The organism is Otoolea muris (assembly GCF_943193115.1).
In the GTDB taxonomy this organism is placed as follows: Bacteria; Bacillota; Clostridia; order Lachnospirales; family Lachnospiraceae; genus Otoolea; species Otoolea muris.
Genome location: NZ_CALPCY010000004.1, coordinates 51342 through 75860 on the forward strand (window position 1 = coordinate 51342; position 24519 = coordinate 75860).

A 24519-nucleotide genomic window follows, 5' to 3' on the forward strand; every position below is an offset into this window, starting at 1 on the left:
TACACAGGATTCACCCTCGTCACAGCCAGCAATTACTTTGCTCTGCTTTTAATTACAAACAAAACCGCCGCAAGGAGCGCCAGACCGACGCCGGTCCCAACCCATCCGTTGCCGGTAATGCCCGCCGCCAGATATCCCACAAAGCAGCAGGAAGCCACACAGAGCACATACGGAATCTGCGTGGAAACATGGTTGATATGATCGCACTGAGCCCCTGCTGAGGCCAGGATTGTCGTGTCTGAAATCGGGGAAATGTGATCGCCGCACACCGCTCCGGCCAGAATCGAGGCCGTGGAAATCGTCAGCGCATTCATGTTCTCCGCCCCCACTACGGCAAAAGCGATCGGGATCAGGATGCCAAACGTTCCCCACGAGGTTCCCGTCGAAAATGCCAGGCCGGAAGCGACTGCAAACATAATCGCGGGCATCAGCGCGCCCACCAGAGCGCTGCCGCTCACCACCTCTTTTACATAGCCGCCAATATTCAGATAATCCGCGCTGCAGATACCGGAAAGCGTCCACGCAAGGCTTAAGATCATGATCGCCGGGATCATGGCCTTTACCCCGATGCCAAACGTCTCGCAGAATTCATTAAAGCGCAGCACTCTTCTCGCCAGGTAAAAGATAAAAATAAACACCAGGGTAAAAAAGGAGCCCAGCACCAGGCTTAAAGAGGAGTCGCAGTTTGCAAACGCGTCCACCACATTCGCGCCGGAAAGGATCCCGCCCGTATACAGCATGGCCGCGATACAAAACAGGATCAGAACAGCGATCGGCGCAACCAGATCCATCACCTTTCCATTTCCCGCCACCGTATAGGCATCCGCTTCCACGGTCTTTTCAAATCCATCCCTCTCTACCTTTTCATCATACCGCTTCATCGCCGAAAAGTCAAAGCCCCCGAGAATCATAACCAGCATAAAAATAATGGTCAATATCGCATAGAGGTTAAAGGGAATCGTGCGCAGAAACAGGTTAAAGCCGTCTACGCCGCTTCCCTCCGGAAGAGAAGAGCCCACCGCCGCCGCCCAGCTCGAGATGGGCGCAATGATGCATACCGGCGCCGCTGTGGCGTCAATGATATACGCCAGCTTTGCGCGGCTGATCTTGTGCTTGTCTGTCACCGGCCGCATCACCGTGCCGACTGTCAGGCAGTTAAAATAGTCGTCAACAAATATCAGGGAACCCAGAAACATGGTGGACAGAAGCGCTCCCTTTTTGTTTTTAATCGACCGGGAGGCCCATTCGCCGTACGCCTTCGACGCGCCCGACTTGGTGATCAGGGCCACCACAATACCCAAAAACGATAAAAACAGCAGAATATTGACATTTCCGCCTATCTTATCTCCCATAATGGCAACCATGGTTTCCACTGCATGAAGGGGGTTAGGCCCCACATAGAGAACCGCCCCAGAAAGAATCCCTATCAACAGGGAAAGATAAACCTCCTTTGTGGCCAGCGCCAGAGCAATCGCCACAACAGGAGGAATCAGAGAAAAAACTGTACCGCTCATTTTTTATGCCTCCTCATTTTGTACAAAAAGCAGTAACTTATCTTATTTTGTCTGAAAGCCAAAGCAGGGGAAGGTTCACCTCCTCCTGCCCGCGCGCCTGCCGGCTTTGCTGACAATCTTCTTTGAGCGCCCGTGTGCATAAATACTCCGGCCGCCTGTTCGACAACCGGAGTATACCTTCTAATTTTTAACGTTATCCACGCCGTCCCGCCGCCGTTTACTCGGTAGCTTCTTCCGCCATCTCAAGGGCCGTCGCTTCATACTTCGCAAGAATAATACTCTGTATCATATCGCGTGTGCCGGAATTAATCGGATGGGCGATATCACGGTATTCTCCGTCTGCAGCTTTGCGGCTCGGCATAGCAATGAAAAGGCCCTTCTCTCCCTCTATTACCTTGATATCATGAACCACAAACTCATTGTCAAGAGTGATGGACACAATGGCCTTCATCTTTCCTTCCTTTTCAATCCTCCTTACTCGAACGTCCGTAATCTGCATATTTTTTCCCTCTCCGTCTGTTTCTTTTATAACGTAAATCTCTCATTCTTTTCGATCACAATCTTGAGATTATCCGGTGTGCCGATATGTGTGGTGTTTGCCCGGATCGTATCACGGCTCTCTACGATACAGTTTTCAATTACGGTGTTATCTCCAATATATACATCGTTAAGAACAATGGAGTTCTTAATCACACAATTGTTGCCGACATACACCTTTTTGAAAAGAACCGAATTCTCCACTGTTCCGTTCAGGATGCAGCCGCTGGATACAAGGCTGTTCTTCACAACCGCTCCCGGATTGTACTTTGCCGGGGGAAGATCGTCAACCTTGGAGTAAACCTCCGGATATTCCTTAAAGAAATAGTTTCTCACTTCCGGCTTTAAGAAATCCATGTTCGTCTTATAATAAGCGTCCACAGAGGCGATGTTGTTCCAGTACGTGTTAAGCTTGTATGCATAGATTCTCTTTAAATTCTTATAGCGCACCAGGATATCCGTCACGAAATCGTAGCGGTCTTCGGCGGCGCAGCGCTCGATCAGTTCAATGAGCTGACGGCGGCGGATCACATAAATTCCGCACGAAATCGTGTTCGACGTGGCAACCATGGGCTTCTCATCAAAATCAATGATCCGCCCCGAATCATTCGTCTTCACCAGGCCAAAGCGCGTCACATCCTCCTCCGGGGCCATATCCTTGCAGACCACGGTGATATCCGCCTTTTTCTCCACATGGTATTCGAGAACCTTATTGTAATCTAACTTATAGATGCCGTCTCCGGCTGCCAGAACCACGTAGGGCTCATGGCTTTTCTTTAAATAATCCAGATTCTGGTAGAGCGCGTCCGCTGTGCCTCTGTACCAGTCGCTGCTCTCCGCCGTGATGGTCGGCGTGAATACAAACATGCCACCCTGCTTGCGCCCGAAATCCCACCACTTGGAAGAGCTTAAGTGCTCGTTCAGCGAGCGGGAATTATACTGGGTCAGCACCGCAACGCTCTGGATGTGGGAGTTGCTCATATTGCTCAGGGCAAAATCGACACTGCGGTAGCTGCCTGCGATAGGCATAGCAGCGATTGCTCTCTTGTTGGATAATTCTCTCATTCTCTTGCTGTTGCCGCCAGCTAAAACAATACCGATTGCTCTCATTGTACTCCCCCTGCCTTTATGATATAGTCTCCGCTTTCAAGTATTCCGCCATGATAATCCTCTGCCGTCGTCTCGCCTGAAATCGCTGTGTTCTTGCCAATCTTCACTCCGTCCGGTACAGTAGAACGCTCGCCGATCGTTACCAGATCAAACTGATACACCTTGGGATCGTATTTGCTCGGCGCGTACTCACCGACGCCGATCTGCGCATTGGCCCCTATCACGACATCCTCAGCCACAATCGCTTTATTCATATAGACGCCGGCGCCGACCACGCTGCCCTTCATGATGATGGAATCCTTCACGACCGCGCCCTCTCCGATCGTCACGCCCGCGCCGATCACGGAGTTGCTTACCTCGCCGTAGATCTCCGTGCCCTCTCCGATGATGCTGCGCTCCACCTTTGAGTTCTCGGATGTAAACTGCGGAGGGATAATATCGCTCTTTGTGTAAATCTTCCAGTATTCCTCATATAAGTTGAATTCCGGAATAATGTCAATCAGCTCCATATTGGCCTCCCAGTAAGAGCCCAGCGTTCCTACGTCCTTCCAGTAGCCATTGTACTCGTAGGCGAATATCCGCTTGCCTGCCGCATGGCAGAACGGAATGATATGTTTACCAAAGTCACAGCCCGGCTCGTCAGACAGCTTGAGCAGCGCGTCGCGTAAAACCGGCCAGCTAAAGATGTAGATACCCATGGAGGCAAGGTTGCTGCGCGGATGCTCCGGCTTCTCCTCAAACTCCGTGATGCGGTTGTTGTCATCTGTGATCACGATACCGAAACGGCTGGCCTCCTCAATCGGAACCTGCATGGCCGCGATCGTCACATCCGCATTGTTCGCCTTGTGGTACTCCAGCATCACCTCATAGTCCATCTTGTAAATATGATCTCCGGACAGAATCAGGACATATTCCGGATTGTAGTTCTCCATATATTCAAGATTCTGATAAATCGCATTCGCCGTACCTGTGTACCAGTCGCTTCCCTTGCTCTTCTCATACGGCGGAAGCACGGTTACGCCTCCGACATTGCGATCCAGATCCCACGGGATACCGATACCGATATGCGCATTTAAGCGCAGCGGCTGGTATTGTGTTAAAACTCCGACGGTGTCAACTCCTGAGTTAATGCAGTTGCTCAACGGAAAATCGATGATACGATATTTCCCTCCGAAAGAAACTGCCGGCTTTGCAACCTTCTGGGTCAGGACTCCCAGGCGGCTGCCTTGTCCGCCTGCTAACAGCATAGCAATCATTTCTTTTTTAATCACGATATCACCCCTTGATGTTAGTTAATGTATAGCTTAATTGTATCCTCTATTATACCATATCTTTACGAAATAGTGAACAATTATTTAACAGAATTTGACTGAAAAATGTACATTTTCTGACATTTCCTCCAGAGGGTTGTGTATTATTTACTAAATCCCTACTGTTCAGATGGGATTTGTTCATCGCAGTGAACAAATGTGACGGTAAAGGTAATTTAGTGATACTATATACAGGTATTCCATAGTGATATTGCAACTATATGTAGGTATTATACACAATATGTCAAATAAAATTTCACAGATATGTTTTTTATTTCATGCCAATAAAACCATCTTTTGAACGTATGTTCCTGGCAGAACCTGCTGAAGGCCGGGCGGTAAAGGCCGTCCAATTATGTTTCTGGTTACGCTTCACCTGTCAGCTACCTGAGTCAACAACCCCTCTGCAAGCAACGGGGCGTCAAACTTGCAGCGCTGCAGAGCAGCGGGGTATTTGACCCTCGCGGCAGCCGCCAAATGTGCATGCAAGCATGCCCACCTGGCTCGTTGCCCGCGGGAATAAAGAAACCGATGGCTCTTGCCCTTGAATACCCGGACAAAATAAAGTATAATATCACCAGATCATTTTATAAAGGAGCAGTATTTATGAATTTAGTAACAATAAGAGAAATCTACCGCGGCAGAGAAGCTTATCTTGATAAGGAAATCGAAATCGGCGGATGGGTTAAAAGCGTACGGGCCTCCAAGGCGTTTGGCTTTATTGTTGTCAGCGACGGAAGCTATTTTGAAACGCTTCAGATAGTTTATCACGATACTCTGGAGAATTTCGCCGCTGTTTCCAAATTAAATGTTGGGGCTGCGATTCTTGTAAAAGGCGTTCTGGTTGCCACCCCTGAGGCGAAGCAGCCGTTTGAGATTCAGGCGTCCTGCGTGACGGTGGAGGGCGCGTCCGCCTCGGATTATCCCCTGCAGAAGAAGCGCCATACGCTGGAGTATTTGCGGACCATTTCCCATCTGCGTCCCCGGACAAACACGTTCCAGGCCGTGTTCCGCGTGCGCTCCCTGGCCGCATATGCGATCCACCAGTATTTCCAGGAGAGGGATTTTGTCTATGTGCATACGCCCCTGATCACGGGAAGCGACTGCGAAGGCGCGGGCGAGATGTTCCAGGTGACGACTCTGGATATGAATAATCCCCCAAAAACCAGCGACGGGGCTGTGGACTTTTCGCAGGATTTCTTTAACAAGCCCACGAGCCTGACCGTGAGCGGGCAGCTCAACGGCGAAACCTTTGCCATGGCTTTCCGCAATATTTATACCTTTGGCCCCACGTTCCGCGCCGAGAATTCCAATACCACGCGCCATGCGGCGGAGTTCTGGATGGTGGAGCCGGAGATGGCGTTCGCGGATCTGAAGGACAATATGGCCGTGGCGGAAGGGATGCTGAAATATGTGATCCGCTACGTCATGGAGCACGCTCCGGAGGAGATGAATTTCTTTAACCAGTTCATCGACAAAGGGCTGATTGAGCGCTTAAACCATGTGCTGAATTCCGAATTCGGACATGTAACCTATACCGAAGCCGTTGAGCTTTTAAAGGAACACAACGACGAGTTTGATTATAAAGTATACTGGGGCTGCGATTTGCAGACTGAGCATGAGCGGTACTTAACCGAGCAGATTTTTAAGCGCCCTGTCTTTGTCACAGACTATCCAAAGGAGATCAAAGCCTTCTATATGAAGATGAATGATGATAATAAGACCGTGGCCGCCATGGACTGCCTGGTTCCGGGCATCGGGGAGATCATCGGAGGCAGCCAGAGAGAAGATGATTACGAAAAGCTGGCGGCCCGTATGGACGAGCTGGGGCTTAAGAAGGAAGATTACGGCTTCTATCTGGATCTGCGCAAATACGGCTCTGCCAGACATTCCGGCTTTGGGCTTGGATTTGAGCGCTGCGTGATGTACCTGACCGGGATCTCCAACATCCGGGACGTGATTCCGTTCCCGAGGACGGTGAATAACTGCGAGCTGTAGCAACCGTTCAGAGGTTGTCTGAACGGTTATGAGCTGTAAGCCATACTGTGAAAAGAAGAGGGGAATGACTTGAAGTTTATCCATACCGGGGACATCCACTGGGGCATGTCCCCTGACAGCGACAAGCCCTGGAGCAGGGAACGCGCCCGGGATATCCGGGATACCTTTGCCGCCATCATTGAAAAAGCAAAGCAGATGGGCGTCGATTTTCTGTTTATCGCCGGCGATCTGTTCCACCGCCAGCCGCTTTTAAAGGATTTAAAGGAAGTCAATTATCTGTTTTCCACAATCCCGCGCGTGAAGGTGGTCATGATCGCCGGCAATCATGACCGCATCCGGAGCAGCTCGGCGGTTCTGAGCTTTTCCTGGAGCCCTAATGTCACATTCTTAAGCGGAGCGGAGATGGCTTCCGTGTATTTTGAGGAGCTGAATACAGAGGTGACGGGCTTTTCCTACTACACGCCCGAGATCCGCGAGCCGAAGATCAATCAGGCGTCCGCCCCGCGGGACGGACGCATCCATATTCTTCTGGGGCATGGCGGGGATATGAACCACTGTCCCATTGACAGGGCCTCCCTGGCCGCGTCGGGCTTTTCCTATATCGCGCTCGGCCATATCCACAAGCCGGAGATTCTCACAGACAAGAAGATGGCCTTCTGCGGCTCCCCGGAGCCGCTTGACAAGACGGAGACAGGGGCGCACGGGATATTTTGCGGCGAAATCAGCCCCATCAGTTTAGAGGTTACCTCCCTGTCCTTTATCCCCATGGCCAAAATCCGCTATATCCCGCTGGTGGTCAACGTAACCCCTGCCACGGCCAATACGGAGCTTTACTTAAAGATCTCGCATGAGGTGGAGAAGCGCGGAACGGATCACATCTACCGCTTCCGCATCCGGGGCATGCGCGATCCGGAGACATGCTTTGATCTGGAGGCGCTTAAGCTTCGCTACCGCATCACGGATATCGTGGACGAGTCCGAACCCCAGTACGATTTCAGCGCCCTGTTTGCCGAGCATCCGGGCGATATGATCGGCTTTTATATCCGCGCCCTGCAAAAGCCCGAAATGAGCCCCGTTGAGAAGAAAGCCCTGTTCTACGGAATCCACGCGCTTTTACTCACGACCGATGAAAGGAGTTAGAAGACATGCGGTTCCTTGATCTATATATCAGCGGCTTTGGGAAATTCCACAATATGTCCGTCTCCTTTGAGGACGGCATCAATGTGGTTTACGGCAAGAATGAGGCCGGAAAGTCTACGATTCACACCTTTATCCGCAGCATGCTGTTCGGCCTGGAGCGCCAGAGGGGACGCGCCGCCAGGAATGATATCTACAGCCGCTACGAGCCCTGGGACAGCAGCGGGACATACGAAGGCCAGCTCCGCCTGGAAGCGGACGGCATGGTTTACCGGATCGAGCGCAGCTTTCAGAAGAACCGGAAGGAATTTACGATCATCAATGAAACCACCGGGCGGGAGGAAACCGGCGGCAAAGCCTTTATGGACGAGCTCCTCGGCGGCTTAAGCGAGATGGCCTACAACAATACCATCAGCATCAGCCAGCTCAAAAGCGCCACCGAGGACGGCATGATCTCAGAGCTGAAAAACTATATTGCCAATATGAACACCTCCGGCAATATGTCCCTTAATATCACAAAGGCCAGCGATTATTTAAAGAAGCAGAAAAAGGAGCTGCAGGCCCAGCTAAGCCCCGAGGCGGCCAGGACCTATACCATGCTTCTGACCGAGATAAGGGGCATCGAAAAGGAGATCGCCTCGCCGGAATATGAGAACCAGATGCTGCAATACACCGCTCTGCGCGAAGAGCTGAAACAGGCGATTGACGAAAAACAGAGGGAAAAGAACGAGCTGGCCGCAAAGCTTGACCGCGGCTGGCAGATGATGGAGGAATTCGAGTTTTCGGACGACGCCTCAATCCAGTCCTATCTGAATAACGCCGAGGCGCTCTACCGCAATTATACGGAGTCTGAGGAGATCGCGAAAAACCGTTCCGGGCGTATCCTGCCCGGCCTGTTCTTTACCGCCGCCGCTCTCCTCTGCGCTGTCTTTGGCGTTTGCCTTTACGCCTGGTATTACCCGGATCGCCTCCCGCTTTTCTCCTCCCTTTACTTTGCCGGCGCGCCTGCCGCGGCGATCCTCTCCGGACTGGCCGGGGCCGCCTCCCTTGCGGCAGGGCTTTTTTCAATGTTCCGCCGCAGGAGGCACGATAAAGAAGCCCGCCTGTGCCATGCGGCTCTCTCCGAGATCTTCCGGCGGCATCTGGGCGACAGCGCCGTCAGCGATCCGGCTATGGAAGCGCTTCGGGTGCGGATCGCGGAATTTAACCAGCTCTATCAGAATATGTCCCATTCGCGGGAAACCTTAAAACAGCAGACAGAAGCCATCTCGTCTCTTTTAGAGCGCCAGAATGCCTGCGGCGAGACGATCGAACGCCAGCAGCGCGTCCAGTGGGAGCTGGAAAAGAAGCTCGAGCATCTCTCGGACTGCAAGGACCGGGCCGCGGCCTTAAAGCAGATTATCAGCGAAAACGACCGGCTGCATGTCGATATCGAGGCCATTGATCTGGCTCTGGAAACCATGCAGGATCTGTCGTTCTCGATCCGCGACTCCTTTGGCCTGTACTTAAACAAGACCGCCTCGGATCTGATCAGCGGCATCACCGGCGGCGTCTATGCCAGCATAAGCATTGACGAAAACCTCAATGCGTTCCTGAATACCAGCCGCAAGCTGATCCCCTTGGAACAGACCAGCAGCGGCACAGCGGATCAGATCTACCTGGCTCTCCGCCTGGCCGCCGCCCGGTTTATCCAGCGCGGGATCGACCGCATGCCTTTGATCTTTGACGACAGCTTCGTGCTGTACGATAATGACCGGCTCAAAACAGCCCTGCGCTGGCTGCCGCAGGCTTATAAGGGGCAGATGATCCTCTTTACCTGTCACGAGCGCGAGGAGCAGGCGCTCCGGGAGATGGATATGCCGTTTCATCTTATTAGAATATAGGTTACAGTTTTCCCCGCCCCGTGTGAGCTGTAACATTTTTTCCTTAGTTTGCATATTGAAAAGTAAAAATGCATATGCTATAATGCCAGTAGGCAGAAAGAGATTGCAAGTCCACATGGACAAAGAACGAAATCCCCTGACCGTGTTGCAGCACAGTCAGGGGATTCTTCTTTTCTTTTTTAGTGGCAAAGCACCCACCAGGCTATTGTTTGCCCTTATCGTTCCTGTCTAGCCATTTGCAAATCGGGTGGCAGACCAGACCCGCTGCGACAGTCACTAAAAAGGAGATTGCAACTTCCACATAAACACCTCCTCCCGCTGCCGGGTATCGGTTGGGCAACACTGAAATTATATCATGTAATACCACAGTTTTCTATAATGTACTCTCGGAATCTCTCTGCGCCTGCTTTTGCGGCTGATTTTCCGCCAGATGCACCCAAATTTAATCAACGTACGCTCCACGTACGCCTCATAAATTTGTGCACATCTGACAAAAAATCATCTCACAAAATCAGGCACAGCAAGATTCCGAGAGTACATTATATTTATTTTATAAGTCCCGTATCACTGCGCTCTCCCTTGGTTACTGTTCACAGCAACCAGCAAAATCCATGAAAATCGCCTGCGGAGATGGGATTTTTGCCCGCCAGCCCAGGTTATCATACGGTCTGCGCAGACCTACTTGAACAGTAACTCTCCCTTCTCTCCCCTCACCCCCGCGCGGTATCTCTCCAGAATCCGGTTAATCCGCCTCGTCGGGTTCAGCAGCTCGCTGAGCGACGCGTCGTGGTTCAGATTGTCAATAATCAACGCGATATATTTGCTCATATCCACATCGATATAGTAAGGCTTTGAGAGAAGCTCCGGCGTCTGGTAGACCAGATTTGTGGTCAGCACCCGGTCAATCAGCCCGTTTTCATAATACTTGTCAAACTTGCCCAGCCCGTTTGTAAAAAGCCCGAAGGTAGAGCAGACAAAAACCTTTCCCGCTTTCCGGCTCTTTAGCTCCTTTGCCACGTCGAGCATGCTTTCTCCGGAGGAAATCATATCATCCACGATGATCACATCCTTGCCCTCCACGCTGGAGCCCAAAAACTCATGGGCCACAATCGGGTTGCGCCCGTTTACAATCTGCGTGTAATCACGCCGCTTATAAAACATCCCCATATCCAGGCCGAGCACGTTGGCAAAATACACGGCGCGCGACATGCCGCCCTCGTCGGGGCTTATCACCATCATGTGCTCGCTGTCAATCTGAAGCTCTGTCTCATATTTTAACAGATATTTGATAAACTGGTAGATCGGCTGCACTGTCTCAAAGCCTTTGAGGGGAATCGCATTCTGCACGCGCGGATCGTGGGCGTCAAAGGTAATGATATTCTCCACTCCCATGCTCACCAGCTCCTCCAGCGCCAGGGCGCAGTCTAAAGACTCGCGCCCGGAGCGCTTGTGCTGGCGGCTTTCATATAAAAAGGGCATAATCACATTGATGCGCCTCGCCTTACCCCCTACGGCGGCAATGATTCGTTTTAAATCCTGGAAATGGTCGTCCGGGGACATGTGGTTTACCATCCCGCACAGGGAATAGGTTAGGCTGTAGTTGCATATGTCCACCAAAATATAGATATCGTCCCCGCGCACGGACTCTGAGATCGAGCCCTTGGCCTCGCCGGTCCCAAAGCGCGGCGTATCGGCGCCGATGATATACGTATCCCTCTGGTATCCCGAAAAGGCGATGGTGGTCTTGTGCTCGCTCTCCCGCTCTCTTCTCCACTCAACCAGATATCTGTCCACCTTTTTTCCCATCCCGGCGCACCCCTTTAAAGGAATTAAACCCAGCGGCCCCGCGGGGATTGTCTCAATAATTTTTTCTTCGTACAGCATTGCTCTCCTCCAGCTATCGTTCTGTCGCTGCCCGCGCCCCGCCCGGCAGCGGACAGTAGCATCGTGTTTCCCGGCATCGTATCTCCTTACAGGGAGCCGGCGGCGGTATACCCTTTCAGTTTCATCTGAATGCGGATGTCCTCGCCGAAGAGCGGGATCACCCGGTATTTGCTGATAATACGGGACATCACACGATCCGTAAATTCATCCCGCATCTCATTGACCGGAAGGTTGGTGGAAATGATGGTTCCCTTTTTCCGGTTCAGGCGCTCATTGATCACATAAAAGAGCTGGGAGGTGGTAAAGGTATTGACCAGCTCTGTCCCCAGATCGTCGATGATCAGGAGATCACACTCCATCAGATACCGCGAGCGATCCCGTTCTTCGTCTGTGGAGTCATAGGAAAAGCGCTCTTTTGAAAAGATCTCGAACATCTCCACCGCGGGAAGATAGACCACGCTGTGGCAGCGCTCGATCAGCTCCCTGGCGATGCAGTTGCTCAAAAAGGTCTTTCCAAGGCCCGTCTTTCCGGTAAAAAGGATATTTCCCTTTTCGCTGTCAAAGCGGTCCACATACTCCCGGCAAATCTGCACGACCTGGCGCATGTACTCCCTGGCTGTCTTGCCGCTGCGGCCGTCAATCCTGGTATCATCGAAAAAATCGTAGGAAAAACGGCTGAAATTTTCCTGCTTTACGATCTCCTTTATATTGGACTGGGAGTACAAAAGATCAATCTCCCTCTGACGGAAACAATGGCACTTCTTCCCGTCCCTGTATCCTGTATCCTTACAGTCCGGACAGTCATAGCGCATCTCCAAGTAATCCTTTGGATAGCCATAGGCCGCCAGCAGAACCTGCCTCTCCTCCCGAAGCCCTTCAATGGTCCTCTTAAGGCGCTCTGTTGCCGTCGTATCGCCGTCCAGTAACTGTCTGGCTCCTTTCACCGCTGACGAGGCGATCTCCTCATTCATCTCCCGGATGGCAGGTATCCTCTCATAGATCTCCGCCGTCCTCTGATCCAGCGCGTGCTTCTGAGAAAGCTGCGTCCGGTTGTAGAGCCGCATGATGGAATCATACTGCGAATTGCTAAGCGCCATCTCTGCCTCCTGCCTCTTTTCCTGCATTAATCATGGTCCATATCATCTCATCATAATCATAGCCGTGCTCTTCCAAATTGTGGAAACGGTTCGACGCGCGCCCGGAACCGGATCGCTTTGCCCTGCCCCTGTCCGGGCTTCTCTCATCCTTTGCCTCTTTTGCGGCGGATTTCTCCCTGCGGACCTTGTCCAGGGCGTTTATGTCGCGCATCGTCCGCACCCCGGCCTCCTTCCAGTCCGTCAGAATCCGGTCCGCATACGCAAAGCTTGGATTATGTATGGCCCTGATGGTCCTGCTGCACGCTTCCACCACGAGCTCGCGGGTAAAACCATAGTTCCGGAACCATTTTTCCATCAGATCATACTCAAAATCCGCCGGGCTGCGCCCGTTTAATCCCATGGCCTTCATAACGGCAAAGGATTCCTTTGAAAAGCTCCGGGAATGGGCCCTGGCCTCCTCCACGGTGGCGATGTTCTTTTCATGCCAGCTTAAGGCCACCTTCTCCGCATAGCGCAGGCTGGTGTGATGGTTCTGCGCGCAGTATTCCATCAGATACTCCAGAAGCTCCGGCGCAATCCCCACATTTGCATAGAGGTTTCCCAGAATCTGACAGTCTGTGGGGGTAAACGTCTTATTCAAATACTTCTGCGCGATGTAAACAAGCTGGGTAAACGCCTCGTCCCTGGACAATGCCTCCATATCACAGGGCCCATACGCGCCGGGAACTTCGGACGGCGCCGGGCCTGACCCGCCGGGCGAAGTTCCTTCCGGGGGCTTTACAGGCTCTCCCGTGCGGACAGGCGCGGGATCTCCCGTCTCCTCTCCCGCCGCCTGCGCAGACAGATCGTCCAGAACCCCGACGCGCTGCCAGTATGCCAGGGCGCGGCGCACATCCGATTCCGTATGGTTCAAAGCGTCCGCCACGGCCTCCACGCTCACAGCCTCGCCCTCATGGCGCATGAGATACAGATACACTTTTATGTATTCCCCGCTGGCGCCGGCTAAATACTGATCAATAAAAATATTGGAGATCGTCGTGACTCCCACGGTCAGTCTGTTCTTTAAACGCACATCCATCTTCTCACCATCCCTGCTCCGCCCGGCAAAAACGCCGTGTTCCCTGTCCGGCGCACATCCGGGCCTTCCTGGCGCGCCGTATCTTGGCAAGCGGCCCGAAGCGCCTTTTGACCCCCGCTCAGTTTCCTCTGTATTCATCATATCACACGTTCCCGCAAAAGGAAATAGTCCGATTTATCCACCAAATATGCTGTGGAAATTGTGGATAATGTGGAAAAGCCTCTGATTTATCCTTCCGATTCGTGTCTGTTAATGTCGAATGCCTGATTTATCAACATTTGCGGACATCCCCCGTTTCCCCGTTTAATCACAAAAAATCCACATAGCTTTCCGTGTTAAAATGTTGAAAACTATGTGGATAATGTGGATAACTAGAGTCCAAGCAGCTCTTCTCCCACTTTTACAATGTCTCCCGCGCCCATAGTTATCAACAATTCACCCTGTATACAATTTTTTAAAATAAATTTTTCCGTCTCCTCAAATGTGGGTAAATACCATACGGAAACGCCCCGGGCCTTTAAGCGATCCGCGATATCCGCCGAGCTCACGCCCAGCGTATCCGTCTCCCTGGCCGGATAGATATCGGTCAGGATCACGCAGTCGGCCAGAGAAAGGGCCTCGGCAAACTCATCTAAAAACGCCTTTGTCCTGGAATACGTGTGCGGCTGAAACACACACCAGATGCGCCCGTCCGTGTATTCCCTGGCGGTCCGCAGCGTCGCCTGAATCTCGCTCGGGTGATGCGCATAATCATCAATGATCGTCACGCCGTCCCTGACCCCTTTTTTCTGGAACCGGCGGTCCGTGCCCTGAAAATTCAGCAGGCCCTTCCTGACCGCGTCCATGGAAATCCCGTGTTCCACCGCGACCGCAACAGCGGCCAGCGCATTATACACATTATGCCCGCCCTCAACGCCCAGACTGACTCTCCCGAAGCTCTCGCCGCGGATATAGACGTCAAAGGAGGGCCTCGCTTCGCTGTCATACGTGATCGCATCCGCGCTGTAATCATTCTCCCGGCCGGGCCCAAAGGTGACGACTCTGCCCTTTGCCTCATCAGCCAGTTCACGGAAACGGTCGATCTCCCCGTTTATCACCACAATCCCCCTCTCCGGCACAAGATTTATAAACCGTTTAAAAGAGCGGCGGATCGCATGGATATCCTTAAAATAATCGAGATGATCCTCTTCCACATTCAGCACCACCGCCGTATCCGGCCAGAAGGAAAGAAAGCTGTCCGTGTATTCGCACGCCTCGGTCACAAAATATTCCGGTCCCCCCACGCGGATGTTGCCGCCGATCGTGTGCAGGATCCCCCCCACTGAAACCGTGGGATCCGTATCCGCCGCCAGAAAAATCTCTGTCACCATCGACGTCGTCGTCGTCTTTCCATGCGTGCCGGCAATCGCGATCGCTTCCTTATAATTCTTCATCATCTGCCCCAGAAGCTCTGCGCGGCTTAAAAGCGGGATACCCTGCCGCTCTGCCTCCTGATACTCTTCGTTGCTCTCTTTATGGATAGCCGCTGTGTACACCACTGCGTCCATCCCTTCCTTTATATTCTCCGCCTTCTGGCCGATCGCAGCCTGTATACCCATCTCGCGCAAGTGCGTAGTCTGCTCCCCGTCCTTTACATCAGAGCCGGAAACCTCAAAGCCCTTATCCTTCAATATCTCCGCCAGGCCGCTCATGCTGATCCCGCCGATCCCGATGAAATGAATCCACTGCGGCCTGTTAAAATCAATCTTATACATATCCCTCTCCACCTTTTTTATTATTATTCCTGCCAGATGCCTGCCCATAACCGTTCAGGCAGCCTGAACAGTTACCTTTTTCTATTTTATTTTACTTCTTTTGTGTAAAAATCTCAATATAGATTTATCTTGTCAGGAGTCATGAACCGTGCGCTCAATTTTTTCCTTGCATTTTGTGTGTCTGTGGCGTATAATTGTCTCTATTGCACGAACAGGCAAAAAATACATGAAATGAGGGAAAAACTATGATTACTGATTTACTTGTAAAAATCGATGATCTGGTCTGGGGGGTTCCTCTGATTGTACTGATCATCTCCTGCGGCATATGGCTGACGATCCGCACCGGGCTTTTACAGGTCTTCCATCTCGGAAAGGCGCTGCGGTTTATGGTTAAAAATGAGGGCGAGGGCCACGGGGAAGTGACCTCCTTCGGGGCGCTCTGCACCGCCCTCTCCGCCACAATCGGAACCGGGAATATCGTCGGCGTTGCGTCTGCCATCGCGGCGGGCGGCCCCGGCGCATTATTCTGGATGGAGATTGCCGCCTTTTTCGGCATGGCCACAAAATACTCGGAAGGGCTGCTGGCCATCAAATACCGCCAGATCGACGCTGACGGCCATGTTCTGGGCGGCCCCTTCTATTATATTGAGAAAGGAATGGGAGCAGGATGGAAATGGCTGGGCAAATGCTTTGCCCTGTTTGGCCTGCTGGCCGGCCTGCTTGGCATCGGAACCATTACCCAGATCAACGGCATTACTTCTGCTGCCCAGAACTTTTTCGATCCGGAAAAGGCCGGCGTGGTGTTTACCATCGGATCCGGCGATTCTGCCGCGGTAATTACCCTGACGACCATCATCGCAGGCGTCATTGTCACGGTCTGCACAGCCCTGGTTTTAATCGGCGGGCTGAAGCGTATCGCGAAGGTGTCGGAAATCGTGGTTCCGTTTATGGCCATTGTCTATGTGCTATCCGGACTTTTGATTCTGATCACGAATATCGGGGCGATCCCCGGCGCTTTCAGCCAGATTGTAACCGGCGCATTTAAGCCGGAAGCAGTTGCCGGAGGCATCGTCGGCGTGACGATCAAAACAGCCATCCAGAAAGGCGTCGCCCGCGGTATCTTCTCGAATGAGGCCGGCCTTGGATCCGCCCCTATCGCGGCTGCCGCGGCCCAGACAAAGGAACCGGTCCGTCAGGGCCTGGTTACCATGACGGGAACCTTTATTGATACGATTGTCATCTGTACCATGACCGGACTTTCCATCATCATTTCCGGCGGCTGGAAGCCGGAGCTGGGACTGGAGGGCGCGGAGATCACAATGTACGCGTTCCGCACATCCCTTCCCCTGCCCGCGCAGGCAGGATCCTTCCTGCTTATGATGTGCCTTACATTCTTTGCGTTTACGACGATTTTAGGCTGGGATTACTATTCGGAACGCTGCCTGGAGTATCTGACAGGCGGGAATATGAACATTGTGAAGGTTTACCGGTGGATCTATATCGCCGCTGTGGCTGTGGGACCGTACCTGACGGTGAAGGCAGTCTGGACGGTGGCTGATATTTTCAACGGGCTTATGGCAATACCGAATATTATCGCGCTTCTGGCGCTGTCAGGGGTGGTGGCTAAAGAGACGAAGGATTACTTTCACAGGAAGGCTTATTTGAATTAAATGAAACGGCAAGCTGTTATTGTGAATTGGCCGCCAGTGAGAGGTTCCTTATGGATATGGAACCTCTCATTAGTGTACTGTACCGATTATATCTGACGAAACTCCGCAGGATAAATTTTCATCAGCAAGGCGGAGAAGGGCGGCGATGCGGCGGCATCGTTGACTGACGACAACGCGGCAATGATGCAAATAGCGAGCGCTTAGTATATGAGGAATTAAAAAACGGTGTACCAGCTGCGTTACCGACAGGCCATGATGAATTGCGTACTTTACTAATGTATTGTAATAGTTCAGATAATCACTGCGCTGTTACGAAATAATAACTTGTGCAGTTAGTTGTGCCAGCCATCTCCGGGCTATGGAAATGGCTGGCCTTTTTATATAAATATGAAATTGAGAAAGCTTTAATAATGCCATACGCACAGATTTATCAATCATTGAGATATCATTTCCTAATAATCCGTCTCCTATGCCTTTAAAAGCAGGATATCCCCTGGCCTGATGCTGAGGGCCGCCAGAGCCCCTTGCGTTAAACCGGGCAGGCGCTTTAGGTGATCCGGGGCGATGCTGCACCAGAGAGGCTTTTGGGCTGAGCCGGATACAGGCTCTAACAGAATATCGGTTTCAAAGGGGCGGGACAGGGCGCCCTGATATCTGCACAGGAACTGGTTCTCCGGCCCGTTTTCCCGGGGAACGCCTTCCGGCTGCGCATATGCGGAGATACTTAAGTGGCGCGCGTGGATTCCCACAAATTCCACCTCGTCTCCCACCTCTTCGGCTGTATTAAGGGCGATCTTCCAGTCCAGGGCCTCAATACGGCGGGGGCCGAGCTTTTTGGCGGGCGATATGTTTTTGCAGCCTGTCAGGCGGGCCGCCGTTACGCTTCTCGGATGCTGAAACATCTCCCTGGCTGATCCAAAGCATTCGGCGCGGCCCTGGTTTAATATCACACATGATCCGCAGAAGCGGTATATCTCATCGCGGCTGTGCGTTACAAAAAGCACGTCGCCCCGGTATGCATCCAGAACCTTTTTGACTTCAAGCTGCAGCTCCTCCTTCAGATAATCGTCCAGAGCTGAAAACGGTTCGTCCAGCATAATTACATCCGGCCGGCTGGCCAGGATGCGGGCCAGGGCCACGCGCTGCATCTGCCCGCCCGACAACTGGGACGGATAGCGTCTTTCCAGCCCCTTTAGCCGGAAGAGCTCTGTCATCTTCTCCACCGCGGCCTTTTTTTCTGTCCGGCTGCCCTTTATTCCAGCGGCAATATTGGCCGTTACAGTCATATTGGGAAAGAGAGCGTAATTCTGGAACAGGTAGCCGACCCTGCGCTTTTGCGGCGGAAGATTGATCCGTTTTTGCGAATCAAACAGCGTCCGTCCATTTAATATGATCCGCCCTGTGTCCGGCGTCTCGATCCCGGCAATGCATTTTAAGGTCATGCTTTTGCCGCTTCCGGAAGCTCCCAGGATGCCCATGATTCCCTGTTCCGTCTGTAGCGATACCTCCAGGCAAAAGCCTGAAAACTGTTTTTTAATCTCTGCCTGAAGACTCATGCCCCTTCTCTCCCGGTTTATCCTTTTCCAGCCATCCAAACCGTCTGATCCGTCTTTTGCCGCGCCCCTTTTGCCCGCGCGGCGCGGCCAGCGCATTCATGACAGCCACAGCCGCGAACGATATGGCCACAATGATCCATACATAAGGATATGCTGTCTTAAAGCTACCGGCCGCCACTTCTGAATAGATGGCCAGAGGAAGCGTCCTTGTCTCGCCTGCAATATTTCCCGCCAGCATGGAGGTGGCCCCAAACTCGCCCAGGCCCCTCGCAAAGGCCAAAATAGCTCCGCTCAGCACCCCGGGCATGGCGTTCGGCATGATAACAGCCCAGAAAATCCTTCTCTCGCCAAGGCCCAGCGTCCGGGCCGCATGGATCAGGTTTTGATCCACCTGCTCAAAAGCGCCCCTGGCCGCCCGGTACATCAGCGGAAAGGAAATTGCCGTGGCCGTTATAACCGCAGCAGCCCAGGAAAAAACAAGCTTCACGCCAAATATTTCAAGGAACATCCGGCCAAGCGGCCGTTTTACGCCAAATATCAGAAGGAGGAAAAATCCGGCCACCGTGGGCGGGAGAACCATCGGAAGCGTCAGGAGCCCGTCCACAACCGCCTTACAGCCCGGGGATTTTGCCATAGCCACCCGCCCCGCGGCCCAAACGCCCAGGAGAAACGTGATAACCATGGAAACCGCGGCTGTCTTTAATGATATAACAACCGGCGACCAGTCCATGCCTACTGTGCGTTGGCGGAAAATCCGTACTCTGCAAACGCAGCCAGCGCTTCCTCTGTCTGCAAATATTCAAGGAAGCGGGCCGCCGCTTCTTTCTTCCCGCTGCCGCTCACGATGCCGACCGGATAGATGACCTTCGTCACGCTTCCCTCCGGGGCAAAGCCGATTACCTCAACCTTGTCGAACTGATCGCTTGTGGTCGCATCCGTCAGGTATACGATGCCCGCGTCCGCGCTGCCCGCCGCAACCCAGCTCAGAACCTCTGTTACATTCGTCCCAAAGCTGGCTTTCGCCTGAACTTCCTCCCACATGCCAAGGCTTTCAAAACACTCCTTCGCGTACTGCCCTACCGGGACGCTCTGCGGATCTCCGACAGCAATCTTCTCCGCTTTTGTGATGTCCTCAAAGCTTGTAATGCCCGCCTCCGAGCCCTTTGGGACAATCAGCGCAATCTTATTTTCCAAAAGCCCGACAACGGAATCCGTGTCGATTAAGTTTTCCTCCTCCAATGCTTTCATCTGCTTCATCGCCGCAGAAAAAAATACATCCGCGTCCGCTCCCTCTTCAATCTGGGCCTGAAGCTTTCCGGAACTGTCAAACGTAAACTTAAGCTTTACATCCGGGCATTCTTTCTCAAACGCCGGCTGAACCGCGTCCTCCATCACATACTGAAGGCTGGCCGCCGCGGCTACCAGGATCTCCTGAGTCCCGCCGCCTGTCTGCGTTTCCTGCTCCGCAGCCTGTCCCGTTTCGTCCGGCGTCTCACCGTCCGTCTTATCCGCCGCCGCGGCCTTTATTTCCGCCGCCTCTGTTACAGCCGGCTCCTCCGCTTTCTGCGGCGCGCATGCGCCTGACGCCGCCGCCATTGCCGCCGCCATCAAAACCACAGCCGCCCGCCTTATCCGATTTCCCGTTCTCATAATACTATGTCCTCTCTTTCAAGCAGAAGTATCGTTATTTTTTTTATAATATAACGGTATTGATTATAAGGCGGACCATCTCTTTTGTCAATTTGTTTTTGAATCTTTCCAAGGTTAGTTGATTTTGCCTTTAAATTCAAGCCGCAGCATTTTGTAAACCAGTGCAATATCTTGCCTGATTACCTCTGCTTTACTTAAGCCGCGCGCCAGGCAGGCTGGGCCATGCGGCGCTGTCCGGACGGACTGCCCTGGCAGAGAGTCGTAAAGCAGGACGGGAGCGTCGCCGGGGGCGGCATGGCTGAACTCAGAAAAGCCATGCTGAAAGCAGAGGGCGTTTCCTTACGCCGGACGGCCGTGTGGACATGGAGCGCTGCCAGTGGACTCGATGAGCACATCCATCACGCCGCCGCAGACCATACCCTCATCCTCCGCGGATTCGGCCGTCAGCTCCACATGGAACACCTTAAAGCGGCCGCTGCCGATCATGAGCCTCGCTTCTGTCAGGACCGCCGCTTCCGCGCAGCCCCCGCCGATGCTGCCCACGCACCTTCCATCCCGGTATGCAAGCATCTTGGCCCCGGCCCCTCTTGGGGAGGAGCCGTGGGATGCGATCACGGTTATAACCGCCGCCGGCTCGTCTGTCTCTGCCAGCGCCTTAAGCACATCATAATCCTGATCCGAACCGCTCCGGATCCGTTTCTCCCCGTCCGGGCAGCGCTTTGCCTTAATGATCTCCGCCAGGATGGAGACAGCGATCTCCTCCGGCGTGACTGCGCCGATCGCTAAGCCAATCGGGCTTTTCAGCCTCGCGAGACGCTCCGGGTCATACCCCTCTTCCAGCAATGCCGCGCGCACCAGGCCGACGCGGCGTCTGGAGCCAATCATGCCCAGATAGGCCGGCTCGGTCCCGCGCCCGATTGCACGGAGGCACAGGCCGTCATAGCGGTGGCCTCTTGTCACGATCACCACATAATCTGTTTCCCGAATGGCCAGTCCCTCTATTGCGTGTTCAAATTCATCGCAGATCACCTTCTCCGCGGCCGGAAAACGCCCCGGATTTGCAAAGGAAAGGCGATCGTCCGCCACGGTAACGGAAAAACCGATCCGGGCGGCAAATTCTGCCACCGGCAAAGCCACATGGCCGCCTCCCAGTATGATCAGGCGCTCCTTTATGAAAAACGGCTCGGCCAGCCTCCATTCCTCTTTGTCCCTCTCGCACACCGGCGCTCCGAGGAGCAGGGCCTCCCGCGCGATCCGGGACGCCGTTCCGGCGTTTTCTTCATTTTGTGTTATAAAATGATCCGCGTTTTCAGTTTCCTTCAGGCTAAACAGGCCCGTCCGCATGTCCTCGATCTTCCCTTCAGTCCCGCTCCAGCCGCGGTACAGGGCGAGGCATGGCTGCCCGTTTAACTCTTCTGCTATCGTTTTATATACATTCATATCCGGTAACTCCTGTTCTCACTGTAGCGGCCCGGCCTTTTTCCTGCGGTTCCTGTCTTTTTCCGGTCAGTGTTTTACCCTTTTCGCGCGCTTCTGCCTTCCTGCGCGCTCTATTTCCCAAATCCGCAGTTCGGGAAAATACACGTGGCACAGCCAAGGCATAAACCGCCCATGCCAAGACGCGCCAGATCCTGCTTTGTCACCTCCACATCGGCCATGATTTTAGGAAGCACGAGATCAAATATAGTCCGTTTTGCGTACATGACGCACCCCGGCAGGCCGACAACCGGCCGTTTGTCCTTTGTGTAAGCCATCAGGAACATGGCGCCCGGCAGGACAGGCGCTCCGTAGGATATAATTTCCGCCCCGGTGTTCTTTATGGCCGTGGGCGTTGTATCATCCGGATCAACGCTCATCCCGCCTGTGCAGACCACAAAATCAGCCCCCTGCTCCAGCCACTCACGGATTGACGCGGAAATTTTATCCGGGTCGTCGTTCATAATCGTCTGTCCCAGGACGTCCACGCCGAATTCCTCCAGCTTCGCCTCCACTACCGGGCCGAATTTGTCCTCAATCCTCCCGTAGAACACCTCATTTCCGGTCGTAACAATACCGGCCCGCTTTTTCTTATATGGAAGCAGGGCTAAAAGCGGCTCATTTCCCACGGCCCTCCTGGCCTCCTCCATCTTCTCTTTTTCAATCACCAGAGGAATGACGCGCGCCCCCGCCAGCTTATCTCCCTTTTTGACAGGGAAATTACCGTGGCGGGTCGCGATCATCATCTCCCCAAGGCTGTTCAGCCGTATCAGGCGCTCTTCATCCACGAGAAACAGGCCGTCTGTCTCTGCGATCAGCTCTATCTTGCCTTCCTTCGGCTCAGTCGCGCTCATATACTCGTTCTGGCATAGGGAGCGCAGGATATCGGCCGCTTCATTTTCATGATATTTCGTGTCATCCTGCTCCCACACGTAAAGCCGGTCTTTTCCAATCGAGAGGAGCAGCGGGATGTCCTCTTCTGTCACAATATGGCCCTTGCGAAACAGCGCGTCCTTTGTGACTCCTGGTATAATCTGCGTCATATCATGGCAAAGCACATGGCCCGCCGCCTCGGTTGTCTTAATCAATTTCATTGCTGCCGATTCCCCTTCCCTCTGTCTGTATCGTCAAATACCGCCTGTCAGCGCGAGGACAAGCGCTTCCGCCCGTTTTGCCTTTTTATATCTCTCTTCCAGAGCGGCCAGAGCCTCCGGATTTTCCTTAAAACGCGCCCGCTTTTCCGCAAATCTCTCCTCGATCGTTGCGCGCTGCTCGCCCTTTGTCAGCTTATCTGCGAGAAACACAAGCAGGCTCTCATTTACTTCATTCAGCTTTTCCTCCGGCAGATCCATGTGATCCGCCACTACCTCCGCCACGGAGCGGTGGGCCAGCATGGAAAGGATGCGCCCTCCGGCCGCCGCGTGATCCACGCTTCCTTTTCCCACATCATGTAAAAGCCCTCCGGCATAAACCAGCTCCAGGTTCAGCGCCGCGCCCGCCGCATTGCATTTTTCTGCCATCTGTACTGCCAGCCCGGCCACAGCCTCACAGTGCCTGGCCGTATTCTCTCCTACCTTAAACCATGCAAGCAGCTCCCGGCAGACAAGCTTATTTGGTATATCCCGCACCTTGACGTAGCTTTCAAGCATCTTATAATCCTGTTTCGTGTCCGCGTCGGTTACCGCGCCCAGATCAACGGTATCAACCTGCACTACGCGGGCTCCCATCCGCTCATACGCGCCCTTTAATCCCTTATTTCCGCCGTATTCTGACAGCGCTTTCAGCACAGAAGCGCGGATCAATATGGGATGCCCGGTGATCCAGCCGTAACGGGGGCAGTATACGTCGCCCTCCCCTTTCGCAAACGCCTCTTTTTCCAGCTCCATCGTAAAACGGGTAAAAAGCGGCACATCCACAGGAAGGACAAAAATCCCGTCCAGGCTTCTTCCCTCCGGGGTTTCAAGCTTTTCCAGGAAATATCGTATGCCTATGCAAACCGAGTCGAACATATTTGTAGCTGCATACGCTTCATTATTCAGGCATGTAACCGTGCCCGGGTACTCATATAAATGGCTTTCGGCCGCCCTGCGGATCTCCGGAGCCCTGTGGCCTGTCACGATCACAATCTCCCTTGCGCCTCCGGCGCGAAACGTATCAAGCTCCCGATCCAGGATGCGCTCTCCTCCCAGCTCCATCAGAGGCTTAAAATCACCCATCCGCGACGACAGTCCCGCCGCTGTGATCAGACCGTCAAAAATATAGTCCTCATGGGCATACACCGCCCCGTACTCCTGCGGTATCTCCATCAAATCCTTAAGACGCCTGCCCTCCAGGGCCGATATCAGGGCGCGGTTAAAACCCGCGTGGGACAGTAAGAGCACATTCCCGCGCGTCTCGCGCTGAACCCTTTCAAATACCGCCCTCGCCCGGTTCTGGCACTTAATAAAGCTCTCGCCGCCCGCAGGCGCAAAGTGCGCCATATCCTCTCCCCGTCTCCTGTATTCCTCCGGATATTGGGCGCGGATGTATGAAAAGGGCTGCCCCTCCCATTCACCCATATCAATTTCCCTCATATCCTCAATCACGATAACGGGTATCCTGCCGCCGCTCAAAATCTGTGCGGACTCCACGCACCGTTTAAGGGGACTGGTATAAATAACCTCCGGCTCTTCCATGCCCATTGTCCCAAACCGCTCTTTAAGCGCCCTCATCTGGCCCCTGCCCTCCTCGGAAAGAGGAAGATCCGTCCGGCCGATACAACATTTTTCACCACCGGGAAACTCCGGCATCCCGTGGCGCACCAGATATATCCTTCTCATACAGGCTCCTCCAATCACGCCCCGCTCCTGTGCCCCTCGCGGGGAA

General features: G+C 53.4%; 18 protein-coding genes and 1 pseudogene. 5 read left to right on the forward strand and 14 right to left on the reverse strand.

Annotation, left to right across the window (positions count from 1 at the left end; genetic code table 11):
* Window positions 1-32 precede the first annotated feature (32 nt).
* The 4 genes from NFS31_RS04280 to NFS31_RS04295 all read right to left on the reverse strand — a co-directional run bounded on the left by NFS31_RS04280 (window position 33) and on the right by NFS31_RS04295 (window position 4432).
* Complete coding sequence (locus NFS31_RS04280; protein WP_251491985.1) at window positions 33-1514, reverse strand: Na+/H+ antiporter NhaC family protein; 1482 nt, start codon at window positions 1512-1514, stop codon at window positions 33-35.
* 217 nt (window positions 1515-1731) lie between these two features.
* A complete protein-coding gene (spoVG, locus tag NFS31_RS04285) occupies window positions 1732-2013 on the reverse strand; it encodes a septation regulator SpoVG (RefSeq protein ID WP_251491987.1) in 282 nt (93 codons plus the stop codon).
* 26 nt (window positions 2014-2039) lie between these two features.
* Window positions 2040-3161 carry a glucose-1-phosphate adenylyltransferase subunit GlgD gene (gene glgD, locus NFS31_RS04290; RefSeq protein WP_251491989.1) on the reverse strand — a complete coding sequence of 374 codons (1122 nt, stop codon included), beginning with the start codon at window positions 3159-3161 and terminating at the stop codon, window positions 2040-2042.
* A complete protein-coding gene (locus tag NFS31_RS04295) occupies window positions 3158-4432 on the reverse strand; it encodes a glucose-1-phosphate adenylyltransferase (protein ID WP_251491991.1) in 1275 nt (424 codons plus the stop codon). The genes glgD and NFS31_RS04295 overlap by 4 nt, the downstream gene beginning before the upstream one ends.
* A 645-nt stretch (window positions 4433-5077) precedes the next feature.
* Between NFS31_RS04295 and asnS the strand changes: the two genes are divergently transcribed.
* From asnS to NFS31_RS04310, 3 genes are all read left to right on the forward strand, one after another.
* Entirely contained in the window at window positions 5078-6469 is a 1392-nt protein-coding gene (gene asnS / locus NFS31_RS04300; RefSeq protein WP_251491993.1) for an asparagine--tRNA ligase, read from the forward strand.
* 69 nt (window positions 6470-6538) lie between these two features.
* Window positions 6539-7609: a metallophosphoesterase family protein gene (locus NFS31_RS04305; RefSeq protein ID WP_251491995.1), complete on the forward strand. Its 1071-nt coding sequence runs from the start codon at window positions 6539-6541 to the stop codon at window positions 7607-7609.
* A gap of 5 nt (window positions 7610-7614) precedes the next feature.
* The gene (locus NFS31_RS04310) at window positions 7615-9489 is read left to right on the forward strand and encodes an ATP-binding protein (protein WP_251491997.1); all 1875 of its coding nucleotides are present in this window, start codon (window positions 7615-7617) and stop codon (window positions 9487-9489) included.
* A gap of 678 nt (window positions 9490-10167) precedes the next feature.
* On the opposite strand, the gene NFS31_RS04315 is transcribed toward NFS31_RS04310, so the two are convergent.
* The 4 genes from NFS31_RS04315 to murC all read right to left on the reverse strand — a co-directional run bounded on the left by NFS31_RS04315 (window position 10168) and on the right by murC (window position 15302).
* Window positions 10168-11373 (reverse strand): ribose-phosphate pyrophosphokinase, encoded by a 1206-nt coding sequence (locus NFS31_RS04315; RefSeq protein ID WP_251491999.1) that lies wholly within the window; start codon window positions 11371-11373, stop codon window positions 10168-10170.
* 86 nt (window positions 11374-11459) lie between these two features.
* Entirely contained in the window at window positions 11460-12470 is a 1011-nt protein-coding gene (locus tag NFS31_RS04320) for an ATP-binding protein (protein ID WP_251492001.1), read from the reverse strand.
* Window positions 12460-13689 carry a DnaD domain protein gene (locus NFS31_RS04325; RefSeq protein WP_331482487.1) on the reverse strand — a complete coding sequence of 410 codons (1230 nt, stop codon included), beginning with the start codon at window positions 13687-13689 and terminating at the stop codon, window positions 12460-12462. The genes NFS31_RS04320 and NFS31_RS04325 overlap by 11 nt, the downstream gene beginning before the upstream one ends.
* A 230-nt stretch (window positions 13690-13919) precedes the next feature.
* Window positions 13920-15302 (reverse strand): UDP-N-acetylmuramate--L-alanine ligase, encoded by a 1383-nt coding sequence (murC, locus tag NFS31_RS04330; protein WP_251492003.1) that lies wholly within the window; start codon window positions 15300-15302, stop codon window positions 13920-13922.
* A 245-nt stretch (window positions 15303-15547) separates the two neighbouring features.
* Here murC and NFS31_RS04335 point away from each other — a divergent pair, with 245 nt between their 5' ends.
* On the forward strand, window positions 15548-16972 hold the full coding sequence (locus tag NFS31_RS04335; RefSeq protein ID WP_251492005.1) for an alanine/glycine:cation symporter family protein: 1425 nt from the start codon (window positions 15548-15550) through the stop codon (window positions 16970-16972).
* A gap of 467 nt (window positions 16973-17439) precedes the next feature.
* On the opposite strand, the gene NFS31_RS04340 is transcribed toward NFS31_RS04335, so the two are convergent.
* Genes NFS31_RS04340 through modA form a run of 3 tightly spaced genes read right to left on the reverse strand, consistent with a single transcriptional unit; the run spans window position 17440 to window position 20178 of the window.
* Window positions 17440-18528 (reverse strand): sulfate/molybdate ABC transporter ATP-binding protein, encoded by a 1089-nt coding sequence (locus NFS31_RS04340; protein WP_251492007.1) that lies wholly within the window; start codon window positions 18526-18528, stop codon window positions 17440-17442.
* The gene (gene modB / locus NFS31_RS04345; RefSeq protein WP_251492009.1) at window positions 18506-19258 is read right to left on the reverse strand and encodes a molybdate ABC transporter permease subunit; all 753 of its coding nucleotides are present in this window, start codon (window positions 19256-19258) and stop codon (window positions 18506-18508) included. The genes NFS31_RS04340 and modB overlap by 23 nt, the downstream gene beginning before the upstream one ends.
* Before the next feature lie 2 nt (window positions 19259-19260).
* Window positions 19261-20178: a molybdate ABC transporter substrate-binding protein gene (modA, locus tag NFS31_RS04350; protein ID WP_331482488.1), complete on the reverse strand. Its 918-nt coding sequence runs from the start codon at window positions 20176-20178 to the stop codon at window positions 19261-19263.
* A 210-nt stretch (window positions 20179-20388) separates the two neighbouring features.
* Between modA and NFS31_RS28200 the strand changes: the two are divergent.
* A pseudogene (locus NFS31_RS28200) lies at window positions 20389-20502 on the forward strand (hypothetical protein); the annotation flags it as partial.
* A gap of 15 nt (window positions 20503-20517) precedes the next feature.
* Here NFS31_RS28200 and NFS31_RS04360 read toward each other — a convergent pair.
* The 3 genes from NFS31_RS04360 to NFS31_RS04370 all read right to left on the reverse strand — a co-directional run bounded on the left by NFS31_RS04360 (window position 20518) and on the right by NFS31_RS04370 (window position 24473).
* Entirely contained in the window at window positions 20518-21618 is a 1101-nt protein-coding gene (locus NFS31_RS04360) for an XdhC family protein (RefSeq protein ID WP_251492011.1), read from the reverse strand.
* Between the two features lie 110 nt (window positions 21619-21728).
* Window positions 21729-22748: a molybdopterin-binding protein gene (locus NFS31_RS04365; RefSeq protein WP_251492013.1), complete on the reverse strand. Its 1020-nt coding sequence runs from the start codon at window positions 22746-22748 to the stop codon at window positions 21729-21731.
* A gap of 33 nt (window positions 22749-22781) precedes the next feature.
* Window positions 22782-24473, reverse strand: coding sequence for a DVU_1551 family NTP transferase (locus NFS31_RS04370; protein ID WP_251492015.1), 1692 nt, complete (start codon window positions 24471-24473; stop codon window positions 22782-22784).
* Window positions 24474-24519 lie beyond the last annotated feature (46 nt).

Bases quoted from the DNA above. Each gene is read 5' to 3' on its own strand.
- NFS31_RS04280 (WP_251491985.1), bottom strand. From the start codon at position 1,514: ATGAGCGGTACAGTTTTTTCTCTGATTCCTCCTGTTGTGGCGATTGCT.
- spoVG (WP_251491987.1), bottom strand. From the start codon at position 2,013: ATGCAGATTACGGACGTTCGAGTAAGGAGGATTGAAAAGGAAGGAAAG.
- glgD (WP_251491989.1), bottom strand. From the start codon at position 3,161: ATGAGAGCAATCGGTATTGTTTTAGCTGGCGGCAACAGCAAGAGAATG.
- asnS (WP_251491993.1), top strand. From the start codon at position 5,078: ATGAATTTAGTAACAATAAGAGAAATCTACCGCGGCAGAGAAGCTTAT.
- NFS31_RS04310 (WP_251491997.1), top strand. From the start codon at position 7,615: ATGCGGTTCCTTGATCTATATATCAGCGGCTTTGGGAAATTCCACAAT.
- NFS31_RS04315 (WP_251491999.1), bottom strand. From the start codon at position 11,373: ATGCTGTACGAAGAAAAAATTATTGAGACAATCCCCGCGGGGCCGCTG.
- NFS31_RS04320 (WP_251492001.1), bottom strand. From the start codon at position 12,470: ATGGCGCTTAGCAATTCGCAGTATGATTCCATCATGCGGCTCTACAAC.
- NFS31_RS04325 (WP_331482487.1), bottom strand. From the start codon at position 13,689: ATGATGAATACAGAGGAAACTGAGCGGGGGTCAAAAGGCGCTTCGGGC.
- murC (WP_251492003.1), bottom strand. From the start codon at position 15,302: ATGTATAAGATTGATTTTAACAGGCCGCAGTGGATTCATTTCATCGGG.
- NFS31_RS04335 (WP_251492005.1), top strand. From the start codon at position 15,548: ATGATTACTGATTTACTTGTAAAAATCGATGATCTGGTCTGGGGGGTT.
- NFS31_RS04340 (WP_251492007.1), bottom strand. From the start codon at position 18,528: ATGAGTCTTCAGGCAGAGATTAAAAAACAGTTTTCAGGCTTTTGCCTG.
- modB (WP_251492009.1), bottom strand. From the start codon at position 19,258: ATGGACTGGTCGCCGGTTGTTATATCATTAAAGACAGCCGCGGTTTCC.
- modA (WP_331482488.1), bottom strand. From the start codon at position 20,178: ATGAGAACGGGAAATCGGATAAGGCGGGCGGCTGTGGTTTTGATGGCG.
- NFS31_RS04360 (WP_251492011.1), bottom strand. From the start codon at position 21,618: ATGAATGTATATAAAACGATAGCAGAAGAGTTAAACGGGCAGCCATGC.
- NFS31_RS04365 (WP_251492013.1), bottom strand. From the start codon at position 22,748: ATGAAATTGATTAAGACAACCGAGGCGGCGGGCCATGTGCTTTGCCAT.
- NFS31_RS04370 (WP_251492015.1), bottom strand. From the start codon at position 24,473: ATGAGAAGGATATATCTGGTGCGCCACGGGATGCCGGAGTTTCCCGGT.